The following is a 23,273-nucleotide window of genomic DNA, read 5'->3' as shown; positions in this document are numbered from 1 at the left end:
TTCTCGCGCATCTTTGACAACGTGTGGAGCGGCCGTCGCCACATTACCGGCGGCCCCACCCAGATTGACCGCTTTGGTCAGAGCAATATTTCTGCGCTGGGTGGCACCTACGACAAGCCCAAAGTGCAAATGTTGGGCACACGTGGTTTTCCCGGTAACTCATTTTGCCACGCCAACTCATTCTTTGTGCCGTCGCACAATACCCGCGTGTTTATTGAGGGCGAATGTGACGTGGTGTGCACCATCGGTTACAACCCAGAGCGCATGCCCAAGGGCTACACCAACGACGATATCGACCTGCGCATGATCTTTACCGACTTGTGTGTAATGGACTTTGGCGGCCCGAACAAACAGATCCGTCTGGTGAGCCTGCACCCCGGTATCACGGTTGAGCAAGTGGTTGAGAACACCGGTTTTGAAATCTGCATTCCGGACAATGTACCGACTACACCGGCGCCGACAGAAGAACAGCTGGCGATTATCCGCGAAATTGATCCGCAGGATCTGCGCAGCAAACAGTTGAAAGACAATCCTCCGGGCGACCGGAGCTGATTCGCGGGCAAGGCCCGCTCCCACAGTTGTTGAATGAACTGGCACTGTGGGAGCTTGCCGTGCAAGCGAAGATTTTTAGGCGATGACCATGTCAAACCCATTAAACACACGCATCACCGACCTACTCGGCTGCAAATACCCGATCATCCAAACCGCGATGGGCTGGGTCGCCGACCCGACTCTGGTGGCTGGCACCTGCAACGCAGGCGGCTTTGGTTTTCTGGCCGGCGCCACCATTCCGCCCGAGGAAATGGAGCGCGATATCCTGCGCGTGAAAGAGCTTACCGATAAGCCCTTCGGTGTGAACTTTCATATGTACCAGCCCAATGCCGCCGAGATTGTTGATCTGGTGATCAAGCACGGCGTGCGTGCGGTCAGCTATTCCCGTTCACCGGGCCCTGAATTTATCAAAAAGCTGAAAGACGCCAATGTTGTCTGCATGCCGACGGTAGGTCTGCCAAAGCATGCGATCAAAGCAGTTGAGCTGGGCGCCGATGCGGTCACCGTTCAAGGCGGTGAAGGTGGCGGCCATACGGGGTCTGTCCCCACCACGCTGTTGTTGCCACAAGTCGTTGATGCCGTTGGCGACAAGGTGCCCGTGTTAGGTGCTGGCGGTTTCAAGGATGGCCGTGGTCTGCTGGCAGCCATGAGCTACGGTGCAGACGGTATTGCCATGGGTACGCGTTTTCTGCTGACCAAGGAAAGCCCTGTTCCGGAAGCGACTAAAGCGCGCTACATCGACTGCAAAAATCCCGGCGAGATTGTTGTTTCGACCGCAATGGATGGTCTGCCCCAGCGAATGATCATGAACAAGGTTTTGAGGGAACTGGAATCGGCCAGTGCCCTGAAAAAACTCATTATCGCTCTGCGCAACGGTCTGGCCTTTCGCAAATTTACCGGTGCGAGTCTGTTTGGCCTGCTGAAATCCGCGATGGCAATGACCAAGTCCGGCGATCTCACTCTGGCCCAGGCCATCATGTCGGCGAACGCACCGATGATTATCCAGAAAGCGATGGTCGACGGTCAGCCGGACGAAGGGGTTCTTCCTTCGGGGCAGGTTGCCGGTGTAATCGATCAACTGCTGAGTTGCGAGGAACTGATTACACAAATCGTCGCGGAAGCCGAGGCGGGACTACAACGCTTCTCTGTGGGAGCGAGCTCTGCTCGCGAAAGCTCGTCTGCAGGGCAGACTCCCACAGCTTAACCTTTGAGGATTAGTACATGAGCAAGCCCTTTAGCCTGACCATTTCTGACACTGGTATTGCGGAAATGATCTTTAATAAGCCGCCCGTTAACGCTTTCGACAGCGCGGGCTGGTTTGCCATTGCCAATGAAATTGAAGCGCTGGGTAAAAATGACCAAGTGCGCGTCATTATTATCGCTGCCGAAGGCAAAGGTTTCTGTGCCGGTGTGGATATCAAGGAATTGCAGGCCGACGCCAGCAAGATCACCGCCGTCAACAAAGGCAACTACGACACCTTTAAGGCCATTCACCGTAACGGAAAGCCAGTGATAGTGGCTGTGCACGGTTTTGTTTTGGGCGGCGGAATCGGTATCAGTGGCGCGGCTGACATTATCGTTGCTTCTGAGTGCGCAACCTTCGCAGTACCGGAAGTGGATCGCGGCGCGATGGGCGGTGGCGCCCACCTGCAGCGCATGTTCCCGGTACAGAAAGTGCGTTACATGTACTTTACCGGCGAAGGCATTGATGCGCAGGAAGCTTACCGATTGGGCGCAGTGGAAAAAGTCGTGCCGCGCGATCAATTGCTGGCGACCGCCCGCGAGATGGCTGAAAAAATCGCGGAGAAATCACCGCGCATGATACAGCTCGCCAAAGAGGCGCTGACCGGTATCGAAGACGGCAATCTGGAAGACAAATACCGCTGGGAGCAGGGCTTCACCCAAGAAGCCTATGCCTCAAAAGATTCCCAGGAAGCGCGGGATGCATTTGTCGAGAAGCGCGACGCCAGTTTCTAGTACACCCCTCACCCCAGCCCTCGCCTACAGGGAGAGGGGGCGCATCGAAGCTGGGGCATACCTCTTCCTTTGGGAGAGGGACAGGGTGAGGGAGTCGCGCACGATTAGTTGAACCAACGAGGTTAGTAAATGGACCTGACATTCACACCAGAACACGACGCCTTCCGTCAGGAAGTGCGCCAGTGGCTAGCGGCTAACGTCCCCGCTGAGCCGCTGAAAACGTTTGATACCGAAGAAGGTTTTCAGCAACACCGCGAGTGGGAAGCCAAGCTCTACGAAGGCCGCTGGGGCATGATCACCTGGCCCGAAGAAATGGGCGGCCGCGGTGCGGACCTGATTCAGTGGCTGATCTTTGAGGAAGAATACTACGCGGCGCGTGCGCCTTTACGGGTAAACCAGAACGGGATCTTCCTGCTGGGCCCCACCTTGATGGAATACGGCACCGACGAGCAGAAAAAGAAATTTCTTACCGGCATGGCCACGGGCAAAGATATCTGGTGCCAAGGCTGGTCAGAGCCTAATGCCGGTTCCGATATGGCCGCCATTCGCTCCAAGGCCGAACTCAGTGAAGACGGCACCCACTATATTATTAACGGCCAGAAGACTTGGTCTACCCGAGCGGTTTGGGCGGACTGGTGTTTTGGCATGTTTCGTACTGACCCTGAGTCGGAGCGTCATCGCGGCCTGACTTTCATTCTGATGCCACTCGATCTTGAAGGCATTACCGTGCGTCCGATTCCTCAGTTGGATGGTTTGCCCGGCTTTGCAGAGATCTTTTTCGACAACGTTAAAGTGCCGGTGGAAAACCGCCTCGGCGGCGAAGGTGAAGGCTGGGGTGTGGCAATGGCAACCGCAGGCTTTGAGCGCGGTTTGATGCTGCGCTCGCCGGCCCGCTTTCAGGAAACGGCAAAGCGTTTGGTCGAGCTTTATAAAGCCAATCGCGAGTCAGCCGATCGCGACCCGGCGATCCGTGAAGCCGTGCTGCGCGCATATATGGACGCCGAGGCTTATACCCTGACCACCTATCAAACAGCCTGCCGATTGATCAAAGGCGGCAAGATTGGTGCCGAAGCGTCCACCAACAAGATTTTCTGGTCCGAGCTGGATCAGCAGATGCACGCCACCGCGTTGAGCATTCTCGGCGCGCGGGCAGAACTGCAGCCGCATGCGCCGGATGCAAAGGGTGTGGGAACCTGGCTGGATGGCTGGATGTTTGCCCAGTCGGGGCCGATCTACGCGGGAACCAATGAAATCCAGCGCAATATTATTGCGGAAAGAATGCTGGGTATGCCCAGGAAATAATTGTTCGCGGGCACGGCCTGCTCCCACACCAACGTGGTAAGCCATTGTGGGAGCTTGCCCTGCAAGCGAAGCCTTTCAGGCGAGAGAGAAACGTTATGGATTTTACCTTTTCAGAAGACCAACTCCTGTTTCAGGAATCGGTTAAAGACTTTCTTGTTAACGAAATCACGCCGGAAAAAATCCGTGAACTGTGGGAGACCGACAGCGGTCGCAGCCCGGAGCTGTGGGCGCAACTGGCCGAGCTCGGCCTGACCGGCATCACGGTACCGGAAGACTTCGGCGGCCTCGGTATGAACGCGCTGGATTTTGTATTGCTGGCGCAGGAGTGCGGCTATGTCGCACTGCCCGCGCCGCTGGTGCACACCGCGATGGTTGCTGTGCCACTGATCGTCAGTAGTGGCAATGACAGCCTGCAACAAACCTGGCTGCCGAAAATAGCCGCTGGCGAAGCCGTGGTGATGGTGGGGCTGGAACAGAATGTGTTCGTGGAAGATGCGCATATCGCAGACCTGATGATTCTGGAAAAGGCCGGTGTGCTGTACGCAGTCGATCCGAAATCCGCGACCCTGCGTGCCAATGAATCGGTTGATCCGTCGCGCAAACTGTTTGCGGTGGAATTTGATGAAGCTGCTGCAGAAAAGCTGGCCGAGGGCGAGAGCGCCCGACAGCTGATTGCCAGTGCATTGAACGGCGGTGCGCTGGGTACTGCCGCCGAAGCACTGGGCTTGGCCCAGCGTATGGTGGATATCTCTGTGCAGTACACCAGTGAGCGTAAACAGTTTGGCGTCGCCATTGGCACCTTTCAGGCGGTGAAACATCACATGGCGAATATCGCCTATCGCTTGGAATACGCCAAGGCCCCGGCCGCTCGTGCGGCCTATGCCATCGATCACGCGCAGGACAACGTCGACATGGCCGTGAGCCACGTCAAACTGGCTGCCTGCGAAGTGGCCAACCTTGCCGCCAAAAACTGTATCCAGGTGCACGGCGCCATGGGTTACACCTGGGAAGTGGATCTGCATATTTATATGAAACGCGCTTGGGCGTATGCCAATACCTGGGGTGATGCGGCGTTTCACAAGCAGCGTGTTGCGGATTATGTGTTGGCGGGTGATGCCAAGCTGGGTGCGGGGAATACTTTCTAGAAAACAATCCTCACCCCGACCCTCGCGCAACGTCGCACCGCCCCAGGGAGAGGGAACTTGGTCGAACTCCGTAATGGAATTTACGCCCCCTCTCCCTCGGGGAGAGGGCTGAGGTGAGGGTAAAACCTCATAGGAAAACAGGAGGCAGTCATGCCAGAAGCCTACATTGTAGATGCAGTAAGAACCCCCACCGGTCGCCGCAAGGGCGGTCTGGCCCATGTTCACGCGGCAGACCTTGGCGGTCACGTATTGAAAGCCATTGTTGAGCGCAACGGTATTCCCGACAACGAATACGACGATGTGATCTTCGGCTGCGTAGACACCATCGGCCCGCTGGCGGGTGATATTGCCCGTACCTGCTGGCTGGCAGCAGGCCTGTCGGACGAAGTGCCGGGCACCACCATTGACCGCCAATGTGGCTCGTCTCAGCAATCAGTACATTTTGCCGCTCAGGCCGTGATGTCGGGTACGCAGGATGTGATCGTGGCTGGCGGCGTACAAACCATGACCCAGATACCGATTTCCTCTGCCATGATGGCCGCCGAACCTCTGGGCTTCAAAGACCCGTTTTCTGGTTCGCAGGGCTGGGTTGCCCGTTACGGCGCGGAGCCGCCAACGCAATTCAAATCGGCGCAGATGATTGCGGACAAGTGGGGCTTTTCCCGCCGCGACCTCGAGGAGTATTCACTCGAGTCTCACCAGCGCGCACTTAAGGCTATTGAAGAAGGCCGCTTTGATCGCGAAATTATCCCGCTGGAAGGTGTTGCGATGGATGAAACCCCGCGCAACTCCACCCTCGAAAAAATGGCTGAGCTGGACTATCTCTTTGGCTGCGACAAGGTTACGGCGGCGGTATCCAGCCAGACCTGTGATGGCGCCAGTGCCATGCTGATTGTCAGCGAGGACGCGCTGAAGCGCTATAACCTCAAGCCGCGTGCGCGTATCCATCATATCAGCGTGCGCGCCGATGACCCGATCTGGATGTTGACCGCGCCGATTCCGGCCACCCAATACGCGCTGAAAAAGGCGGGCATGACTATGAATGATATCGATCTGGTGGAGATCAACGAAGCCTTTGCCTCAGTGGCCATGGCCTGGTTGAAAGAAACCGGTTACGACCACGCTAAAACCAATGTGAACGGTGGGGCTATCGCACTCGGTCACCCGCTGGGTGCAACCGGTACCAAGCTGATGACCACCCTGTTACATGAACTCGAGCGCACTGGTGGCCGCTACGGCATGCAGACCATGTGTGAAGGTGGCGGTCAGGCTAACGTCACCATTATTGAACGACTTTAAATAATTTACCCCTCACCCCAACCCTCTTCCCGTGGGAGAGGGGGGCGCATTGAACTCGTTGTGAGGTTCCCTCTCCCACTGGGGGAGGGACAGGGTGAGGGGAGCACAACCCATTCGGAGGAAATAACATGGGAATTCTGGATAACAGAGTAGCAATTATCACTGGTGCTGGTGGGGGGCTTGGGGCCGCTCACGCAAAAGTATTTGCCAGTGAAGGCTGTGCTGTGGTGGTTAACGACATTAATGAAGCTGCTGCCCAGAAAGTCGTCGATGAGATCACTGCTGCTGGCGGCAAGGCCATCGTTAATACATCTGACATCACCAATTACGATGACAGCCTTAACGCCGTAAAGCAGGCTATTGAGACCTACGGTGACCTGAATATTGTGCTTAATAATGCCGGGGTTAACCGCGACCGCATGTTTGCGTCGATGACCGAGCAAGAGTGGGACACCATTATGGCGGTTCACCTGAAAGGCCATTTCTGTATCAGCTCGCACGCGGTGCATTACTGGCGTGGCCAGAGTAAAGAAGGCAAGCCGGTCAGCGGCCGTATCATCAATACTACCTCCGGTGCAGGCCTGCAGGGCTCCATTGGCCAAAGCAACTATGCGGCAGCCAAAGCGGGCATCGCCGCGCTTACGCTGAATCAGGCAGCCGAGTTGGGGCGCTATGGCATCACCGCCAATGCGGTTGCTCCGTCAGCCCGAACCGGCATGACCATGGGTGTGCCAGAAATGGCCCAGCGTATGGCGCCACCGGAAGACGGTAGTTTTGACCATTTTGCCCCGGAAAACGTGTCCGTTTTGCTGGCCTGGCTGGGTAGTGCGGAGTCTTCCCACATCACAGGGCGTGTATTTGAGTCTGAAGGCGGTAGAATCTGCATTGCCGATGGCTGGCGAACCACAGATGGCGTAGATAAAGGTGCCCAGTGGAAGCCCGCGGAAATCGGCTCTGCGATGGAGGAGCTGTTGAAAAAAGAAGTCCCCGCGCAGAAAGTCTGGGGAACCTGATCCCGGAAACCAACTAAAACGCACAGGGGTAACACAATGAAAAGAGCGCTTTTTCTGCTGGCAATACTGGCAACACCTGCTTGGGCAAATGACCTGAGCTTTCGCTTCAGTGACGATATGGCCGGACTTTCACTGAATGCCAACTCCCCAGATGGAAAGGCCTCAGTTGAAATTGGCGCCAATCATAACGAAGACGACGATGTAGAGATCTATCACGCCGGTTTTTATGCGGTGGGAAAGCGCGGCCGAATGCAGGGCCGGGTAGGCGTTAAAGGATACTACGCCGATCTGGATGCCTTTGAAGGCCCGGGTCTGGGTTTCGGCTTTGAGCTGAAAATCCCCACCAGCGACGTTTTCAGTTTTGTTGCGTCCTATTTCTATAGCCCGTCTTCGACCTCGTTTGACGATATGGACGGCTACCGCGATTGGAAAGTGGGTGCCCAAATCATGTTGTTTGAAAACTCCGCGCTGGAATTCGGCCTGTCTGACATCGAGATTGAGGTGGAAGATGTGCGTGGGGATTATGATTTTCAGGACGGCGCATACGTTGAGCTGAAATTGCTCTTCTAATGCCCTTTACCGAGGCAATCAATGGATTTTGTATTTACTGAAGAACAGCAGATGATCCGCGACACAGCGGAATCGTTTCTTGCTGAAGTGTCCACCAGCGAAGCCGTGCGCAAGGCGATGGCGAAAGATTCGGGCTATGACGAGGCGCTCTGGCAGCAGATTTGTGCCGAGATGTACTGGCAGGCCATCCATGTGCCGGAAGAGTTTGGCGGCATGGGGCTGGGCTTTGTCGAGCTGGTGGCGATGATGGAACAGATGGGGCGCTATCTTTTATGTGCTCCGTTTTACTCCACCGTTTGCCTTGGTGTAAATACCCTGCTGTTGGCGGCGAGCGACGAACAGAAAGCCGAGTACCTGTCGGCAATTTGTGAAGGTAGTCTAACGGCGACACTGGCCTATTGCGGTAAACGCGGTGGTCGCGGCGCTGACGCCATTACAGCGACCTACGTCGCTGATGGTGATGGATATGTGCTCAGTGGCGACAGCAGTTTTGTCGTCGATGGTATGACAGCGGGCCTGATTCTGGTTGCTGCCCGCGCTGAAGGCAGTAGCGGCGAAGAAGGTGTGAGCCTGTTTGCCGTACCCGCCGATAGTGCCGGGTTGGCGCGTAGCAGCCTGCCGCTGCTGGACCAAACCCGCAAAATGGCGAATCTTACTTTCGAAAAGGTGAAAGTAAGCGCGGCCAACCTGCTGGGACAGGCGGGCGAGGCTTGGCCGGTGCTGGATAAAGCGCTGGATCTGGCAACCATCGCGCTGGCCGCTGAGCAGATGGGGGGCAGCCAGCAGCTGCTCGACAGCACCGTGGAATACACGAAAGAGCGGGTTCAGTTTAATCGGCCCATCGCCAGTTTCCAGTCCATCAAGCACAAAGCCGCAGACATGATGCTGCGCGTTGAAGCGGCGCGCTCTGCCGTTTATTACGCGGCCTGTGTGGCGGATGAGGTTTTGCAAAATGGCCCACTCGCGGGTGAACTGCGCGAAGCAGCCAGTATTGCCAAAGCCTACTGTTCCGACGCTTACTTCAAAAATGCCGGCGAAGCATTGCAGATGCACGGGGGGGTAGGGTTTACCTGGGAATACGACGTGCACCTTTATTTTAAGCGCGCTAAGGGCTCTGAGCATATGCTGGGTAATGCGGCCTATCATCGCGAACGCGTTGCCAGTGTAATACTGGACTGAGGAGGTAGAAGATGAAATTGAGTTTCAGTCCGGAAGATGAAAAATTTCGCGAAGAAATTGCGCTCTGGTTAAAAGAAAACCTGACCGGCGAATTTGAAAAGCTCAAGTTTCGCGGTGGCCCCGGCGACGAACATATGTTCCCGGAGGAGCGCAAGGTTTGGGAGCAGAAGCTGGCGGAAGGTCGCTGGACTTGCGTTGGTTGGCCAAAGGAATACGGCGGGCGCGGGCTGTCTATAGAGCAGCAGGTGATTTTCTTCGAAGAGTACGCGCGCGCCGGTGCGCCCGGTCGCGTTGGGCATATTGGTGAAGGTCTGGCCGGGCCAACGATTATTGCTTTTGGCAGTGAGCAGCAGAAACAGAAATACCTGCCGGGGATCGTGGCGGGTACTGAGCTGTGGTGTCAGGGGTATTCCGAGCCCAGCGCCGGCTCTGATTTGGCAAACGTTAAAACCAAGGCGCGCTTCGATGAAGCAAAAGGCAAGTGGATTATCAATGGTCAGAAGGTCTGGACCTCGCTGGCCCACGAATCTGACTACTGTTTTGTCATTGCCCGTACCGACCCCGAATCAAAGGCGCACAAAGGCTTGGGCTTCTTTCTGATCAAGATGGATCAGCCCGGCGTGACGGTGCGTCCAATTGAACAGATTACCGGCACCTCTGAGTTCAACGAGGTTTTCTTCGACGATGCGCAGTGCGATGCCGAGGATATTGTTGGCCAGCCCGGTGATGGCTGGAAAGTGGCCATGGGTCTGCTGGGCTTTGAGCGTGGGGTGTCTACGCTCGGACAGCAAATGGCTTTCCAAAATGAACTCGATGAAGTGGTCAAAGTCGCGAAGCAGAGCGGCGCGGACAAAGACCCTGTGATGCGGCAGCGTATTGCCGATCTCTACCTGCGGCTAAAAATCATGCGCTTTAATAGCATGCGCATGCTTTCAGACGACGCCGGCGATGGCAGTCTGCAGAAAGAGGCTCTGATCTACAAACTCTACTGGGCCACCTGGCACCGTGATCTGGGCGAGCTGGCGGTGGATGTACAGGGCGAAGCCGGCCAGGTATTAGCGGCCGAGCCTTACACACTTACGCGCTTGCAGTCGCTGTACCTGTTTGTTCGCTCCGATACGATTTATGGCGGTACCAACCAGGTTCAGCGAAATATCATCGCCGAACGTGGGTTGGGTATGCCCAAAGAACCCAAGTGGTAAATTCATTAGCGAGCAGGGCTAGCTCCCGCAGTAAATAGACATTGTGGGAGCGGGCCCTGCCCGCGAAAACTCAAGTGAGAACGTTATGGATATCAAAAACCCCACCTACGTCCCCGGCCACGGCCTGCTGAAAGACAAGTCTGTATTGATCACGGCCGCTGCCGGTGCCGGTATCGGCTTTGCCGCCGCAAAAAAAGCTGTTGAAGAAGGTTGCCGCGCCATCGTGATCAGCGATATTCACGAAGGTCGCCTAGAGGCTTCAGTCGAAAAGCTGAAAGAAGATACTGGCCTGCAGAACGTATGGGGTAAAACCTGTAACGTCGCGATTGAAAATGACGTTCAGGCTCTGATCAACTTTGCCGAGGAAAAACTCGGTGGCGTGGATATTCTGATCAACAATGCCGGCCTTGGTACATCGAAGCTGCTGATCGATATGGAAGACGATGAGTGGAACAAAGTGATCGATGTGACTCTCAACGGCACCATGCGGATGACCCGCTACATGATGAAGATTATGAAAACACGTGGCACGGGCGTCATTGTGAATAACGCTTCGGTACTTGGCTGGCGCGCCCAGAAAGAGCAAGCGCACTATGCGGCGGCTAAGGCCGGGGTGATGGCGTTGACTCGTTGCGCGGCGGTTGAGGCGGCCGACTTTGGCGTACGCATCAACGCGGTGTCGCCGTCATTGGCTGTTCACCCTATGCTGAAAAAATCAGCACCGGAAGAGCTGCTGGCAGAGCTGGAAGGTCGGGAAGCCTATGGTCGCGGCGCGGAAGTGTGGGAAGTCGCCAATGTGATGATGTTTCTGGCCTCCGACTATTCCTCCTATTTAACAGGCGAAACCATCAGCTGTTCTTCACAGCACGCCTGACATATTTTCTCTTGAAGGGAGCACAACCATGAAAGAAGCAGTGATTGTTTCAACCGCCCGTACCGCTATGGGCAAAGCTTTTCGCGGCGCGTTCAATGATACCGACGCTCCGGTATTGGGTGGCCATGTTATCCGTCACGCGGTAGAGCGTGCCGGCATTGAAGGTGGTGAGGTAGACGACGTACTGATGGGCGCGGCGGCCCAGCAGGGTTCACAGGGTTACAACATTGCGCGCCTGAGTGCGATGGCGGCAGGTCTGCCGGTGACTGTTTCTGGTGCTTCTTTGGACCGCATGTGTTCGTCTGGCCTGATGACCATTGGTTATGCCGCCAAGGCGATTATGACTGACGAGATTGATATCGCAGTGGCCGGTGGTCTGGAGTCTATCTCGCTGACCCAGAACAAGCACAAAAACGGCTACCGCAATGTATCCAAAGCGGTTACTGATCACACGCCCTACATGCACATGGCGATGATCGAAACCGCCGAGATTGTGGCGGATCGCTACAATATTTCTCGCGACGCGCAGGATGAATTTTCCTATCAGAGCCAGATGCGTACAGCTGCTGGCCAGCAAGCAGGCAAGTTCGATGACGAGATTGTTCCCCTGACCACCACTAAAGCGGTGTTCAACAAGGAAACCAAAGAGACCACCTACGAAGAGGTCACGCTGACTAAAGACGAAGGTAATCGTCCGTCCACCACATTGGAAAGCCTGCAGGGTCTGGCCCCTGTCTTTAAAGATGGCATGCTGATCAAGGAAGGCAAACACATTACCGCTGGTAATGCCTCCCAGCTGTCCGATGGTGCATCTGCGGTGTGTCTGATGGAAGCTTCACTGGCTGAAAAGAAAGGCCTGCAGCCGCTGGGTGCCTACCGCGGTATGGCGGTGGCTGGTCTGGCGCCCGAAGAAATGGGTATCGGCCCGGTATTTGCCATTCCCAAACTGCTCAAGCGCCACGGCCTGAAAGTGGGTGATATTGGTCTGTGGGAAATCAATGAGGCGTTTGCCTGCCAAGCGCTTTACTGTCGCGATCAGCTGGGCATTCCCAACGACCTGCTGAACGTTAATGGCGGCGCCATTTCTATCGGCCATCCCTTTGGCATGAGCGGTGCCCGAATGGTTGGCCACGCCCTGATCGAAGGCAAGCGCCGTGGTGTTAAATATGTTGTCGTCTCTATGTGTGTGGGCGGTGGCATGGGAGCTGCCGGTCTGTTCGAAGTGCTGTAGAATAGGCATCCTTGTTGAAACGGGGCCTGAGGGCCCCGTTTTTCTTTCCCGGTGTTGAACAGGACGCCTGTATTCCAGGAACGGCATGAAAACCCTCGACCCACAATCGCGCTGGACCCTGTTGCTGATGTCGGCTTTTGTCGCCTTTGGCCCGCTGTCCACGGATATGTATCTGCCGGCCCTGCCGTCGCTGGTCGCCTATTTCGACACCACGCTGCCCGCCGTGCAATGGACGCTGAGCGCCTACCTGATAGGGTTTGCGACCTTTCATCTGCTGTGCGGGCCGCTGGCCGACCGCTACGGCCGCAAGCCGATTTTGCTGGGCGGTATTAGCCTGTTTACCGTGGCCTGTGTTGGCTGCGCGCTTTCTACAACGATTGAATCACTGATTTTCTGGCGCTTTATGCAGGGAATTTCAGCCTGTGTTGGGCCCACCCTGGGACGTGCCATGGCTCGGGATATCTATGGTCCCAGTCAAGCGGCCAAGGCACTCGGTTACATGGCGGCCATCATGGCACTGGCGCCGGTGGTGGCACCCCTGTTGGGTGGTTGGATGCTGGCGTTTACCAGCTGGCACTCTATTTTTTGGGTGCTGGCAGGCTACGGTTTGCTGGCCCTCGTGCTGGTCTGGCTGGTCCTGCCGGAAACCCTGCCGGCGCCAACGGCCCTGCGCCTATCAACCATTCTCAGTAACTATCGCCACTTGCTTAGCCATAGGCATTTTCTGGTGTCGGTGGCTGGTATTGCGACGCTTTATTCCGGGGCCTTTGCCTTTATTTCCGGCAGCAGTTTTGTGCTGATCGATTTTATGGGCGTTTCGCCAGCACATTTTGGTTGGTGGTTTATGTTAATTGTGGCCGGTTATATCGGCGGCAGTCTGTTTACGGCGCGAATGCACCGGCTTGATCCGGTACCGGTGATGATCGGTGGTGCGCTGTTGGGCAGTGTGGCGGCAGGTGTGATGGGTCTGTTAAGTTGGTTGGGGTGGCACCATCCGTTGGCGGTGGTTATTCCGATGGTGTTTTATACCGCGGCGGTAGGCATTACCATGCCGCAGGCGATGTCGGTGGCGCTGGCGCCGTTCGCCCATATGGCGGCAACAGCCAGTGCGCTGTTGGGATTTCTGCAGATGGGAACGGCGGCACTTGCCGGCGCTTTCGTTGGCAAACAGCTCGATGGCACGGCCCTGCCAATGGCGCTGACGATGATGCTTGGTGGTCTGATTGCGGCGGTGGGGTTCTGGCTGTTGCGCGAACGGGTGCGCTAACTCTCTGCTATGCTTACGGGTTGGCGCTACCGCAAGTTGGTACAAGTAAGTAATTATTCTAAAACCGGTTTGAGTGGGTGAAACTCGATGATATGGCTGCGCCGAATGGCGTTTTATCTATTTCGGTTGCTGATGCGACCGGTACTGTGGGCGGTTAAACCCCAGATTATTCCAGAAAACCTCGACGCCTTGCGCGCGCGCTTGGATGACCAGCCGGTGTGCTATGTGCTGCGGCAACATAGCTGGTCTGATCGCATTGTATTGGAGCGCCTGTGCCGAGAACATGATCTGCCCGTTATCAATGCGCCTTCTGGAAAACTGCCGGACGGAGCCCACGCAACCTGCCTTTATCTTCCGGTGCTGGCGAAGCTGGATGAGGAACGCTCGCCAGTGCAGCTGCTGGATGTAATCAACCAGCTCGGGCTTGATGGTGAGGCGCCTGCCTTGCAGATGGTGCCGGTGTCTTTGTTCTGGGGGCGCGATCCGGGCAGTGAAACCTCTTTATTTAAGCTGCTGATCGGTGATGCAGAATTTGCCGGCGGCCTGCGTAAATTGTTGGTGATGTTGGTGCAGGGGCGTTCGGTGCTGGTTAATATTGCCGAGCCACTGGATTTTAACAAGTTTCTGCAGCGGCAGCCGAACCGGCTGCGCGCCGCCGAGCTGTTTCATCGCGGCTTGTCCTTCCATTTTCTGCGACAAAAAACGGCCACGTTGGGCCCCAGCCTGCTGTCTCGCCAGCAGATGATCAGTGCCACCTTGCGCCGTCCGACCGTGCGAGAGGCGATTCAGCAGGAGAGCCAGAACGAAAATATCAGCCGTGATCAGGCGCGCAAACGCGCCCGTAAAATGGCAGACGAAGTGGCGGCAAACTTTGATCCACGTATGATTCGTGTGCTGGAAATCGTACTGAGTTGGGTTTTCCGCAAACTGTTCAGCGGCGTTAAATCCTACAATGTGGACCGATTGCGTAATACGGCAAATAAATACCATGTGATTTACATGCCGTCGCACCGCAGTCACCTCGATTACTTGCTTATCTCCTACACCCTCTACGTCAACGGCTTGGTACCGCCTCATATCGCGGCAGGGGTAAACCTTAATTTCTGGCCGGCAGGTGGTCTGCTGCGCCGCGGCGGCGCCTTTTATATACGCCGCAGTTTTGCAGGCCAGCCACTGTATACGGCAGTGTTCAAAGCCTACCTCGATGTATTGCTAGGTCACGGCTACCCCGTTGAATTTTTTCCTGAAGGTGGGCGTAGCCGCACCGGACGATTGCTGCCAGCCAAGCGCGGTATGCTGTCGATGGTTGTTGAAAGCTTTCTGGCGCAGCCCAGCCGATCGGCGGCGTTGGTACCTGTGTATGTGGGTTACGACAAGCTAGTCGAAGGCGGTAGTTACGCCAAGGAGTTGCGCGGTGCCAGTAAGAAAAAAGAGTCTGCGGGCGAATTGCTGAAAGCGCGCAAGATATTTAAATCCTCCTACGGTAGCCCCCACGTTGCGTTTGGCGAGCCCATCGTACTCTCGGAAGCCCTGAACCGGCTCGAGCCGCAGTGGCGCACCAAATTGCAGGCAGAGGACAAAACCTGGCTGCCGGTGGCGATAGAAAGACTGTCGCGAATGGGGATGGAACGGGTTAATCAGGCGGCGGTGGTAAACCCCATTGGCCTGGTGGCAGCCATTTTGTTGTCCAGCCCGCAGCGAGCCATGGCGGAAGATGAATTGCTGGCACAGATCGACCGCTTTCTGGCGTTGATTCGCACCTTGCCCTACAGCGCTGATGTTGTACTGCCGGAGATGACGGCGAAAGAAATTTTTGAGTCAGCTGCGCGCACGGCGGGCTTATCCCGCATCGATCACGCCTGGGGCCCGATAATTACAGTAACCGGCAACGAAGCGGTCATGCTGACTTACTACCGTAACTCGGTGATGCATGTGTTTGCGTTGCCTTCATTAATTGCCCGTTTTTTGCGCCATAACCCCAGCATTAGTGAAGAAGATCTGATTGCCCGCTGTGTGGGCCTCTATCCCTTCTTGAAGCGTGAACTGTTTCTCCACTGGCCAGTACGTGAAGCAGATGAGCGAGTGCGGGAGTTGATAGATGCTATGGTCACACTGGGTTTATTGCATCGCAAAGGCGAGAAGCTGGTGCGGCCGGAAATGGGTACCAGCGAATACAGCGCGCTGATTGGTCTGGGTCGGCTGCTGCGCGAAGCCTTCGAGCGCTATACCATGTCCAGCTTATTGCTGGTTCATCAGCTGAGCGAAAAGCCGACAGAGCGTTCGGCCATTGAACAGCATATTATTTATCTGGCGCAGCGCTTGGCGATTCTTACGGGCCGAGAAGCTCCGGAGTATTTCGACAAAACGCTATTCCGGATTTACCTTGATGCGCTGATTGACCAAGGTTTGCTGGAAGAGCAAAAAGATGAGGACAAAGCGCTGCTGGTGGTAAACCCGCGCTTGCAGGAGCTTGCCGAGCAGTGGGTCTGGTTGTTGGGGCCTGCAGTGCAGCAGGGGATGCAGCAATTGATTCGCGACCCGCGCCTGTCGTTGCAAGAAATGGTCGGAGAGGGCATCTAACCGGCGCTGTAAATTGTGGAGCTCCGCGTCTGGCACTTGGCGCGGAGCATCTATTTAGATCAGTTCTTATTTTCTCCGTTCAACTGGCAGTAACAAAACTGTCGCTAAACTGTCCTTTCTCCGTCACCTGACCTGATTACTCTGGCACCGTGTAAAGACATGGAGCCAAAGCTCTTGAATGAATCCAAGCTGCGGTATAAAGCGGTGTGGCTGTCCGACATACACCTGGGTTTCCGGGATTGTCGGGCAGATTATCTTCTGGACTTTCTCAACACCGTGGAATGCGAAACCCTGTATCTGGTGGGTGACGTGATCGACCTGTGGGCGTTGAAACGACGCTTTTTCTGGCCCGCCGCACATTACGATGTTATCCGCGCCATTCTCAAAAAATCTCGTCGTGGCACACGAGTAGTTTATATCCCCGGAAACCATGACGAACCCATGCGTGACCATGTGGGCGAAACGCTGGGCGCGGTGGAAATCAAACACGAGGTAATTCACACCACCGCCGATAACCGAAAGCTTCTGGTGTTTCACGGTGATGTGCTCGACGCCCATATGCGGCTTAACCGTTTTGAACACCTGCTGGGCGACATGGCCTACGACCTGTTGCTGTTTCTCAATCGCTGGGGCAATTACTTCAGGGAAAAAATGGGGCTGGGTTACTGGTCATTGGCGACCTATATCAAAAAACGGGTCAAGAACGCACGCCAGGTAATTGAGGTGTATGAAGAGGCTGCAGCGCAAGAGGCGGCGCGTCGTGGTCTGGATGGCGTGATCTGCGGCCATATTCACCAGCCCGGTATGCGCATGATCGACGGCATTGTGTACTGCAACGATGGCGACTGGATTGAAAGCTGCAGTGCGCTCACTGAAACCAGCGAAGGTGAATTGCAGCTGCTGCACTGGAGCGATAAGCAGCGCATCTTGAAAGAATTTGATTCGCAGGTTGATCTGCACCAGGCAGCAGTTATCCCGCTGCGACCGGCTGTTTAGTGAATGAGTGTAGTGAATAAATGTAGTTCAGCCGAGCTGTCAGGAGACATGGCATCATGATCTGTGTAGATACGGTAATCAGTGAACGTTTTCCAGGGATTGCCGAAAAGCATCCGCATCTGCGCAATACGCTGGCGACGCTGTTTCGCTATCTGTTTCACGAGAGCGAATTCAAACAGTTTGAAAAGGATTACCCGCACCTTAGCGGCATCGACTTCGTTGACAAGGCGCTGGAATACTTCGACTTTGACTATAGCGTAAAGGCATGGGAGCGAGAGCGGATTCCGGTGTCAGGCAAAGTTGTCATCGTGGCAAACCATCCCATCGGCAGTCTGGATGGTCTAGCCCTGCTGAAATTAATCAGTGAGGTGCGGCCCGATGTGAAGGTGGTGGCCAACGAGTTGCTATATAGCCTCAAACCCCTACGTTCACTTCTGTTGCCCGTGGATAACATGAACGGCAACACCCCCAAGCAGAATCTACGCAATATAGAAGGCCATCTTAATAGCGGCGGTGCGCTGATTATTTTCCCGGCGGGGGAAGTTTCACGACTGCGTGCAAACGGAGTGCGCGATAGCCGCTGGCGAACTGGATTTCTGCGCTTTGCGGGTAAAACTGATGCGCCGATTTTGCCCATTCATATCAACGCCCGTAATTCACTGTTCTTTTATGCTTTGTCGCTGTTGGCCAAACCGCTTTCGACGCTCTGGCTGATTCGGGAAATGTTTAAGCAGCATCACCGCACCGCCAGAATGTCGATTGGTCCTGTGGTGGAGGCTCAATCCTATCGTGATTTACCCTTAAATCAGCGCGCCAAAGCGCAATTGTTCAGGCGTCATGTTTATAAATTGGGTGCACGGCAACAGCGCGCAGAAAAGCACTTTCTACCGCAGATGCAATCGGTGGCGCATCCGGAAGACCGCCGCCTTTTGCGTCAGGCTCTGCGCGCCAGTGAGCGTTTGGGCACCACGCGCGACGGTATGGAAATCTATTGTTACCGTGCCAGTGAAGATAGCCCGGTTATGCGTGAGTTAGGTCGTTTACGGGAAATCAGTTTTCGCGCCGTGGGCGAGGGAACGGGTAAGCGCCGCGATATCGATATTTACGATACCTACTACGAGCATATTCTGCTTTGGGACGACAATCAGCTGGAGCTGGTGGGTGCATACCGGTTGGCACGCTGTGCGGCACTGACACAGGAACAGCCTCTGTACACCCAAAGCCTGTTCCAGTTTTCGCCAGAGGCAGAGCGCTACCTGCAGCAGGGCGTCGAACTGGGACGCAGTTTTGTCCAGCCCCAATACTGGGGCAAAGCGGCACTGGATTACCTCTGGCAGGGTGTGGGTGCTTACCTGCAGCGCTTTGACGAGGTGCGGTATCTGTTTGGCCCGGTCAGCATCAGCAATGAATTACCAGCGCCGGCGCGTGAGTTGATGATTGATTTCTATCGCAAGCATTTCCCTGCTCAGGGGCAGTGGGTAAACGCCCGCTTGCCCTATGAGCCTCAGGGCGGAGCTTATTTTTCCGGTGCGGATTACACAGCGGAGTTTGCCGAGCTCAAGGCGCAGATGGCTGCGCTGGGGACGAGTATACCGCCACTGTACAAACAGTACTCAGAGTTGTGTGAGCCCGGTGGCGTGCAATTCGCCGCCTACAATATTGATCCAGACTTTGCAGATTGCGTTGACGGCTTGGTGATGGTGGATATCCACAAAATGAAACCCGCCAGACGCCGCCGCTATCTTGAGGGGAGTCTGGGATCGGCTTGAGCGCAATCGGGCATAGATAAAAACAATAACAATAAGGGGTGGACTGAGGTGATGGCCAGCGTATTGTCCAGGGAAGGGGAGTACGCTGGCTTTTTTTCACGCGAATTTACACATTCGCCTGCAGGGGTGGCTCCCACGCGGCGGTTAATTGCGGCGCAGCGGCAAGTACTGTGCTTGCGTGAGGTCCGCTATTTTGCTTTGGGGAGCGCGCGAAAGTGCTTCGATCAGGCACTGCTAGTTTGTTGCCAAAGGCGACGAGCAAGCGCGTCCGGGTTGTTGTAGTTGCCGTCCAGTACCCAATCCACCAGTGCTTCCGCCACGTCGGGATAGATGATGGCCTGTCGGGAGGGGCAGTTGTTCAGCCAGCGGCGAATGGCGTTTAGATCAAGTGACTCAATCGTATCAGCAACCTTTAGCTGTCGCAGGGCGAGCGCATTGGCGTCCTGCTCTCCTTGGCCCAGTACCGGTTTGGCCAACACCGATTTGCCCATGTGCAGACATTCGCTGATCAATTCAAAGCCCGCATTGCAAATTACGGCGCGACTGTTGGCGAGATCCCGCTTGAAGCCCGCCAGGCTGGTTTTACGCAATTGCACATTGTGGCACTGGTTGTCTTCAAGCTCGGGTGAATACTGGACAAAATGGTACTCCGGCAACTGCATCAGCAGGGCGGTGACCGTCTGCTGGTTTTCAAAGGGCAGGTAGACAACAATCTTGTCGCCTGCTTTCCCTTCAACTTCCGGGTTGATGATGGGGGGCATGATGGGACCACCGAAGTCAGACCAGTGCAAGCCCAGCCCAAAGCTAACCGGCGCAAAGCAACGCATGATGACGCGGCTAAGCCAGTAGCGCTGACTACTGGGTACGCCGTTGTGATGGAAGGCGTATTGATGGCCAATGCCAATGACCGGTTTGCCGGCTAGCTTTCCGGCCCAGGCGGTAACGGGTTCGAAATCGGTGATGATCAGATCGTAGCCGCTGACATCGAGATTTCGGATTTCCTGTACAAACTGAACGGGATGGCTTTCCGTTAGCGTGTGCCAGTAGCTGATTGCTCCGTTGCGCGTGGCGAAACTGAGTCCGGTTCGGGTTTGGTAATTCCCGAAGGCTTCCATATCGAAATAGCGCTCGGGATCGCGACCAGAGAAGAGGTAGTAGACCTGGGTGTTGCGTGCGGCAAAGTGCTTGGCCATCATCCTGGCGCGGCTAATATGGCCGTTGCCGGTGCCCTGCACGCCGTAGAGAATCTTCATATCAGTGAATAACTGATCAGAGCGATACTCGCACCCAATGTTGCGCCTGCCAAAATATCGGTCGGAAAGTGTACGCCGAGAATCACCCGGGAAGCACCCACCAGTGCGGCCCAGACCATCAGCGGCAGGGCGGCCATGCCAAAGTACAGATAAACCAGCGTGGCCAGCAGAGTGGCCGCAGCGGTGTGACCGGACGGAAAACTGAACTTGTCAGATGCGGTGATGACGCTGGAAAATGTGGGAATGGCGTCTGGTGGACGTCGGCGCTGGAAACTGTTCTTCAGTACCCAGTAAATTGGCAGTTCTACCAGAAAGGCGAGCAGCGTGGCCAGCAGCAGGTTTCGTCCGGGCTCAGCGGCGACCAGTGCCAGTGCAACAGGCAGTGCAATCTGTAGATAGCCATCACCCGTGCGTGAGATCATTCGCGCAGTTCTCGCTAACATGGCCTGGTGGCGACTATTAACGCACCAAAGGAACATGCGCGTGTCGTATTGTGTCAGTGTTGTCAGTATCTGCATGGCATTCTCCTCAATTGGGAGTCTGCGCCGGCAGCGTTTCCACTTTGTGACGGAAATGTGATTGTTTTATGACGGCTCTGGAAGGCAGCCGAAGTGTAGTGCAGTGTCCGCAGTGCGGTTTCAAAACCGTTGAGCGGCGTCCGGCTGGGCGGGGGCCTGCCCTGTGGACCTGCCCGGCGTGTGCGTCGAGTGTGCGTCCACCCCAATGCTGTGTATTTTGTAGCTACGGCTCCCTGGGATGCCGGGCCCCGCAAACACCAGACGCGGATTAGCGGTTTTCGATGACGAGGGCGGAACCGGTGAAGCGGCGAGGCGTATTCACTTCCACTTGAAAGAGTTCCGCGTAGTGCGTGTCCACGCAGTAGTCGGCCATTTCATTAAAGGGCGGGCGCTGCGGGTCGGTGAGAATTATCTGGCCTACACCTGCGTTAACTGCAAGGTCTATCACTTTCTGAACTTCTTCTGCCAGCTCGTCCCAAAAGCAGATGTCCGCACCGATGATAACGTCGTATTCCGCCAGCTCGTCTGAGCTCAGTTGGTCAAAGCTTTTTACCTGCTCGGTAATCTCTACGCCGTTGTGTCGGGCCAGTAAATGGAGAAAGGGAAACACCGCAGGGTCGGCGTCGAGGGCGGTAACCCGTGCGCCAAAGGTTTTTGCACAATAGATGGCCCCTAAGCCCCAACCACAGCCAAGGTCGAGCACCTTGCAGCCGCGCTCCAGTGGGCGCTCTGTCAGGTAGTCCATCAGCAGGTAACAGGCGCCCCACAGCTTGTTGCCGTGAATAGAGGGCTCGTCTTGCTGCGATTTCAGCCGGCGCAACTCCGGGTGGCGACTGCTCAGGCTGACAACGCCGTAGGCTTCGCGAATGTGAGGGCTGCGTTCTGAAGGCATGGCTTGGCTCGCAAAAGCGGGGCAGTGTACCCGCGCTTGCTGTAAAAGTCCCGGTCACATTGGTGCGCAACTGAGGTAAACTGGCGCCAGTCTGGTCTAGTCGCCGGACATTTGGGGGGGATTGACGGGTTTTGGCGCGCTAGCGCCTGTGTAGAATGATCAATCCTGGGGTGACCTGAATGACAAAACAATACGATCTGCTCGTTATCGGCAGTGGGCCGGCGGGCGAAAGCGCTGCCCTGAATGCCATTAAGCATGATCAGCGCGTTGCGATAATCGAACAGCAATCCTGGGTGGGTGGTGCCTGTACCCATCAGGGGACCATTCCATCAAAAGCGCTGCGTCATACGGTGCGGCAGGTCATGCGCTTTAATCGGAACCCAATATTTCGCGATTTGGGTGATCCGCGCACGGTCACTTTCCCGCGCCTGCTTTCAGCGGCGGACGACGTTATCAAAAAGCAGGTGGCGTTGCGCAGCAAGTTCTACCAGCGCAATCGCATTGAAGTGATTGCGGGTGTGGCGCGTTTCCACGATGCCCATACCCTGATGGTGACCCGTGAAGGTCGCGAGCGACGTGTGACCGCTGAGAAGGTTGTCATCGCAACCGGCAGCCGCCCCTATCGCCCCGACAATATCGACTTCAATCACCCCCGCGTTTATGACAGCGATACCATTCTGGGTATGCAGCATACCCCCCGCAAAATACTGATCTATGGCGCCGGGGTTATTGGCTGTGAATACGCGTCTATCTTTTCCGGGTTAGGTATCAAGGTTGAGCTGATCAACACCCGGGACCGCCTGCTGGAATTTCTCGACGACGAAATTTCCGATGCCCTTAGTTACCACCTGCGTCATCTGGGGGTCATGATTCGTCACCGGGAGGAATACACCGCCGTGAACGCCAGTGACCGGGGTGTGTCTTTGGTACTGGAATCCGGCAAAACCCTGCGCGGTGATGCTCTGCTGTGGTGTAACGGCCGTACCGGCAATACCGACCGGCTCGCGCTGGACAGTATAGGCTTGCAAGCTGATCACCGGGGGCAACTGGCCGTAGACGAGCATTATGAAACATCCGTGGAAGGGGTTTTCGCTGCAGGCGATGTGATTGGCTGGCCCAGCCTGGCCAGCGCCGCATACGACCAAGGACGCTCGGCAGCGGCTTCGGCGCGCGGAAAAGAGCAGTGCCGTTTTGTGGATGATGTGCCTACGGGTATCTATACCCTGCCCGAAATCAGTTCTGTTGGCGCAACCGAGCGCGAACTGACCGAAGCCCGTATTCCCTACGAAGTAGGTCGGGCATTGTTCAAGGATACCGCCCGCGCCCAGATCAGCGGCGAAACCGTGGGCATGCTGAAACTGCTCTTTCATACCAAGACCCTAGAGATACTGGGCATCCATTGCTTTGGTGCCGAAGCCGCAGAGATTGTCCACATCGGACAGGCTATTATGAAACAGAAGGGTGAGGGCAACTCGCTACGTTACTTCATCACGACGACTTTCAACTACCCGACGATGGCTGAAGCGTATCGAACGGCCGCTTTAAATGGCATAAACAGACTAGCCTGCGAAAACTAAAAGGTGGTCCTGGTGCCCGCAATCGCCAACTACGTGACAGTGTTCATTTTTTTGTTCTTGACGGCTGGATATGAACG

At 55.8% G+C, this 23,273-nt stretch carries 21 protein-coding genes; 18 read left to right on the top strand and 3 right to left on the bottom strand.

The features are described from left to right. The 16 genes from ABYP39_RS07570 to ABYP39_RS07495 form a co-directional block, all read left to right on the top strand. Positions 1-552: CoA-transferase subunit beta (locus tag ABYP39_RS07570; protein ID WP_372781870.1), on the top strand; the 552-nt coding region annotated here is incomplete at its 5' end. An 88-nt stretch (positions 553-640) separates the two neighbouring features. Further along, on the top strand, positions 641-1,756 hold the full coding sequence (locus ABYP39_RS07565) for an NAD(P)H-dependent flavin oxidoreductase (RefSeq protein ID WP_372758553.1): 1,116 nt from the start codon (positions 641-643) through the stop codon (positions 1,754-1,756). Positions 1,757-1,773: 17 nt separating this feature from the next. Then, positions 1,774-2,529: an enoyl-CoA hydratase family protein gene (locus tag ABYP39_RS07560; RefSeq protein WP_372781868.1), complete on the top strand. Its 756-nt coding sequence runs from the start codon at positions 1,774-1,776 to the stop codon at positions 2,527-2,529. Positions 2,530-2,658: 129 nt separating this feature from the next. Next, positions 2,659-3,831, top strand: coding sequence for an acyl-CoA dehydrogenase (locus tag ABYP39_RS07555; protein ID WP_372749124.1), 1,173 nt, complete (start codon positions 2,659-2,661; stop codon positions 3,829-3,831). A gap of 95 nt (positions 3,832-3,926) precedes the next feature. Further along, positions 3,927-4,976: an acyl-CoA dehydrogenase family protein gene (locus ABYP39_RS07550; RefSeq protein WP_372781866.1), complete on the top strand. Its 1,050-nt coding sequence runs from the start codon at positions 3,927-3,929 to the stop codon at positions 4,974-4,976. A gap of 150 nt (positions 4,977-5,126) precedes the next feature. Then, on the top strand, positions 5,127-6,275 hold the full coding sequence (locus ABYP39_RS07545) for an acetyl-CoA C-acetyltransferase (RefSeq protein WP_372781864.1): 1,149 nt from the start codon (positions 5,127-5,129) through the stop codon (positions 6,273-6,275). 128 nt (positions 6,276-6,403) lie between these two features. After that, on the top strand, positions 6,404-7,288 hold the full coding sequence (locus ABYP39_RS07540) for an SDR family oxidoreductase (protein ID WP_372749127.1): 885 nt from the start codon (positions 6,404-6,406) through the stop codon (positions 7,286-7,288). Between the two features lie 36 nt (positions 7,289-7,324). After that, entirely contained in the window at positions 7,325-7,858 is a 534-nt protein-coding gene (locus ABYP39_RS07535; protein ID WP_372781862.1) for a YfaZ family outer membrane protein, read from the top strand. Between the two features lie 21 nt (positions 7,859-7,879). After that, complete coding sequence (locus tag ABYP39_RS07530) at positions 7,880-9,037, top strand: acyl-CoA dehydrogenase family protein (protein ID WP_372781860.1); 1,158 nt, start codon at positions 7,880-7,882, stop codon at positions 9,035-9,037. Positions 9,038-9,048: 11 nt separating this feature from the next. Continuing rightward, positions 9,049-10,239, top strand: coding sequence for an acyl-CoA dehydrogenase family protein (locus ABYP39_RS07525; protein ID WP_372749970.1), 1,191 nt, complete (start codon positions 9,049-9,051; stop codon positions 10,237-10,239). Positions 10,240-10,324: 85 nt separating this feature from the next. Beyond that, on the top strand, positions 10,325-11,113 hold the full coding sequence (locus ABYP39_RS07520) for an SDR family oxidoreductase (RefSeq protein ID WP_372781858.1): 789 nt from the start codon (positions 10,325-10,327) through the stop codon (positions 11,111-11,113). Between the two features lie 28 nt (positions 11,114-11,141). Further along, on the top strand, positions 11,142-12,344 hold the full coding sequence (locus ABYP39_RS07515; RefSeq protein WP_372758616.1) for an acetyl-CoA C-acyltransferase: 1,203 nt from the start codon (positions 11,142-11,144) through the stop codon (positions 12,342-12,344). An 85-nt stretch (positions 12,345-12,429) separates the two neighbouring features. Beyond that, complete coding sequence (locus ABYP39_RS07510) at positions 12,430-13,611, top strand: multidrug effflux MFS transporter (RefSeq protein ID WP_372758615.1); 1,182 nt, start codon at positions 12,430-12,432, stop codon at positions 13,609-13,611. An 87-nt stretch (positions 13,612-13,698) separates the two neighbouring features. Further along, a complete protein-coding gene (gene plsB, locus ABYP39_RS07505) occupies positions 13,699-16,191 on the top strand; it encodes a glycerol-3-phosphate 1-O-acyltransferase PlsB (RefSeq protein WP_372781856.1) in 2,493 nt (830 codons plus the stop codon). A 159-nt stretch (positions 16,192-16,350) separates the two neighbouring features. Next, positions 16,351-17,187, top strand: coding sequence for a UDP-2,3-diacylglucosamine diphosphatase (locus ABYP39_RS07500; protein ID WP_372758613.1), 837 nt, complete (start codon positions 16,351-16,353; stop codon positions 17,185-17,187). A 56-nt stretch (positions 17,188-17,243) separates the two neighbouring features. Beyond that, positions 17,244-18,956: a GNAT family N-acyltransferase gene (locus ABYP39_RS07495; protein ID WP_372781854.1), complete on the top strand. Its 1,713-nt coding sequence runs from the start codon at positions 17,244-17,246 to the stop codon at positions 18,954-18,956. Positions 18,957-19,180: 224 nt separating this feature from the next. Here ABYP39_RS07495 and ABYP39_RS07490 read toward each other — a convergent pair whose 3' ends face one another. Both ABYP39_RS07490 and ABYP39_RS07485 read right to left on the bottom strand, forming a co-directional pair. Continuing rightward, on the bottom strand, positions 19,181-20,209 hold the full coding sequence (locus tag ABYP39_RS07490; RefSeq protein WP_372781852.1) for an MJ1255/VC2487 family glycosyltransferase: 1,029 nt from the start codon (positions 20,207-20,209) through the stop codon (positions 19,181-19,183). After that, positions 20,206-20,727 carry a phosphatase PAP2 family protein gene (locus ABYP39_RS07485; protein ID WP_372781850.1) on the bottom strand — a complete coding sequence of 174 codons (522 nt, stop codon included), beginning with the start codon at positions 20,725-20,727 and terminating at the stop codon, positions 20,206-20,208. Before ABYP39_RS07485 ends, ABYP39_RS07490 begins: the two co-directional genes overlap by 4 nt. A gap of 68 nt (positions 20,728-20,795) precedes the next feature. On the opposite strand from ABYP39_RS07485, the gene ABYP39_RS07480 reads away from it, so the two are divergent. Next, complete coding sequence (locus ABYP39_RS07480) at positions 20,796-20,999, top strand: GDCCVxC domain-containing (seleno)protein (RefSeq protein WP_372781848.1); 204 nt, start codon at positions 20,796-20,798, stop codon at positions 20,997-20,999. Here ABYP39_RS07480 and ABYP39_RS07475 read toward each other — a convergent pair. Further along, positions 20,996-21,619, bottom strand: a complete 624-nt coding sequence (locus tag ABYP39_RS07475; protein WP_372781846.1) for a methyltransferase — start codon at positions 21,617-21,619, stop codon at positions 20,996-20,998. The genes ABYP39_RS07480 and ABYP39_RS07475 overlap by 4 nt on opposite strands. Positions 21,620-21,798: 179 nt before the next feature. Here ABYP39_RS07475 and sthA point away from each other — a divergent pair, with 179 nt between their 5' ends. Continuing rightward, positions 21,799-23,196 (top strand): Si-specific NAD(P)(+) transhydrogenase, encoded by a 1,398-nt coding sequence (sthA, locus tag ABYP39_RS07470; RefSeq protein ID WP_372781843.1) that lies wholly within the window; start codon positions 21,799-21,801, stop codon positions 23,194-23,196. Positions 23,197-23,273 lie beyond the last annotated feature (77 nt).

Source organism: Litorivivens sp. (assembly GCF_041625495.1).
Classification (GTDB): Bacteria; Pseudomonadota; Gammaproteobacteria; order Pseudomonadales; family Spongiibacteraceae; genus Litorivivens.
The sequence above is the reverse complement of the archived record's forward strand: the minus strand, read 5'-3'. Positions and strand labels throughout refer to the sequence as shown.

Coding starts and splice junctions, on each gene's coding strand:
- ABYP39_RS07565 (WP_372758553.1), top strand. CDS start 641: ATGTCAAACCCATTAAACACACGCATCACCGACCTACTCGGCTGCAAA.
- ABYP39_RS07560 (WP_372781868.1), top strand. CDS start 1,774: ATGAGCAAGCCCTTTAGCCTGACCATTTCTGACACTGGTATTGCGGAA.
- ABYP39_RS07555 (WP_372749124.1), top strand. CDS start 2,659: ATGGACCTGACATTCACACCAGAACACGACGCCTTCCGTCAGGAAGTG.
- ABYP39_RS07550 (WP_372781866.1), top strand. CDS start 3,927: ATGGATTTTACCTTTTCAGAAGACCAACTCCTGTTTCAGGAATCGGTT.
- ABYP39_RS07545 (WP_372781864.1), top strand. CDS start 5,127: ATGCCAGAAGCCTACATTGTAGATGCAGTAAGAACCCCCACCGGTCGC.
- ABYP39_RS07540 (WP_372749127.1), top strand. CDS start 6,404: ATGGGAATTCTGGATAACAGAGTAGCAATTATCACTGGTGCTGGTGGG.
- ABYP39_RS07535 (WP_372781862.1), top strand. CDS start 7,325: ATGAAAAGAGCGCTTTTTCTGCTGGCAATACTGGCAACACCTGCTTGG.
- ABYP39_RS07530 (WP_372781860.1), top strand. CDS start 7,880: ATGGATTTTGTATTTACTGAAGAACAGCAGATGATCCGCGACACAGCG.
- ABYP39_RS07525 (WP_372749970.1), top strand. CDS start 9,049: ATGAAATTGAGTTTCAGTCCGGAAGATGAAAAATTTCGCGAAGAAATT.
- ABYP39_RS07520 (WP_372781858.1), top strand. CDS start 10,325: ATGGATATCAAAAACCCCACCTACGTCCCCGGCCACGGCCTGCTGAAA.
- ABYP39_RS07515 (WP_372758616.1), top strand. CDS start 11,142: ATGAAAGAAGCAGTGATTGTTTCAACCGCCCGTACCGCTATGGGCAAA.
- ABYP39_RS07510 (WP_372758615.1), top strand. CDS start 12,430: ATGAAAACCCTCGACCCACAATCGCGCTGGACCCTGTTGCTGATGTCG.
- plsB (WP_372781856.1), top strand. CDS start 13,699: ATGATATGGCTGCGCCGAATGGCGTTTTATCTATTTCGGTTGCTGATG.
- ABYP39_RS07500 (WP_372758613.1), top strand. CDS start 16,351: ATGGAGCCAAAGCTCTTGAATGAATCCAAGCTGCGGTATAAAGCGGTG.
- ABYP39_RS07495 (WP_372781854.1), top strand. CDS start 17,244: ATGATCTGTGTAGATACGGTAATCAGTGAACGTTTTCCAGGGATTGCC.
- ABYP39_RS07490 (WP_372781852.1), bottom strand. CDS start 20,209: ATGAAGATTCTCTACGGCGTGCAGGGCACCGGCAACGGCCATATTAGC.
- ABYP39_RS07485 (WP_372781850.1), bottom strand. CDS start 20,727: ATGCAGATACTGACAACACTGACACAATACGACACGCGCATGTTCCTT.
- ABYP39_RS07480 (WP_372781848.1), top strand. CDS start 20,796: ATGACGGCTCTGGAAGGCAGCCGAAGTGTAGTGCAGTGTCCGCAGTGC.
- ABYP39_RS07475 (WP_372781846.1), bottom strand. CDS start 21,619: ATGCCTTCAGAACGCAGCCCTCACATTCGCGAAGCCTACGGCGTTGTC.
- sthA (WP_372781843.1), top strand. CDS start 21,799: ATGACAAAACAATACGATCTGCTCGTTATCGGCAGTGGGCCGGCGGGC.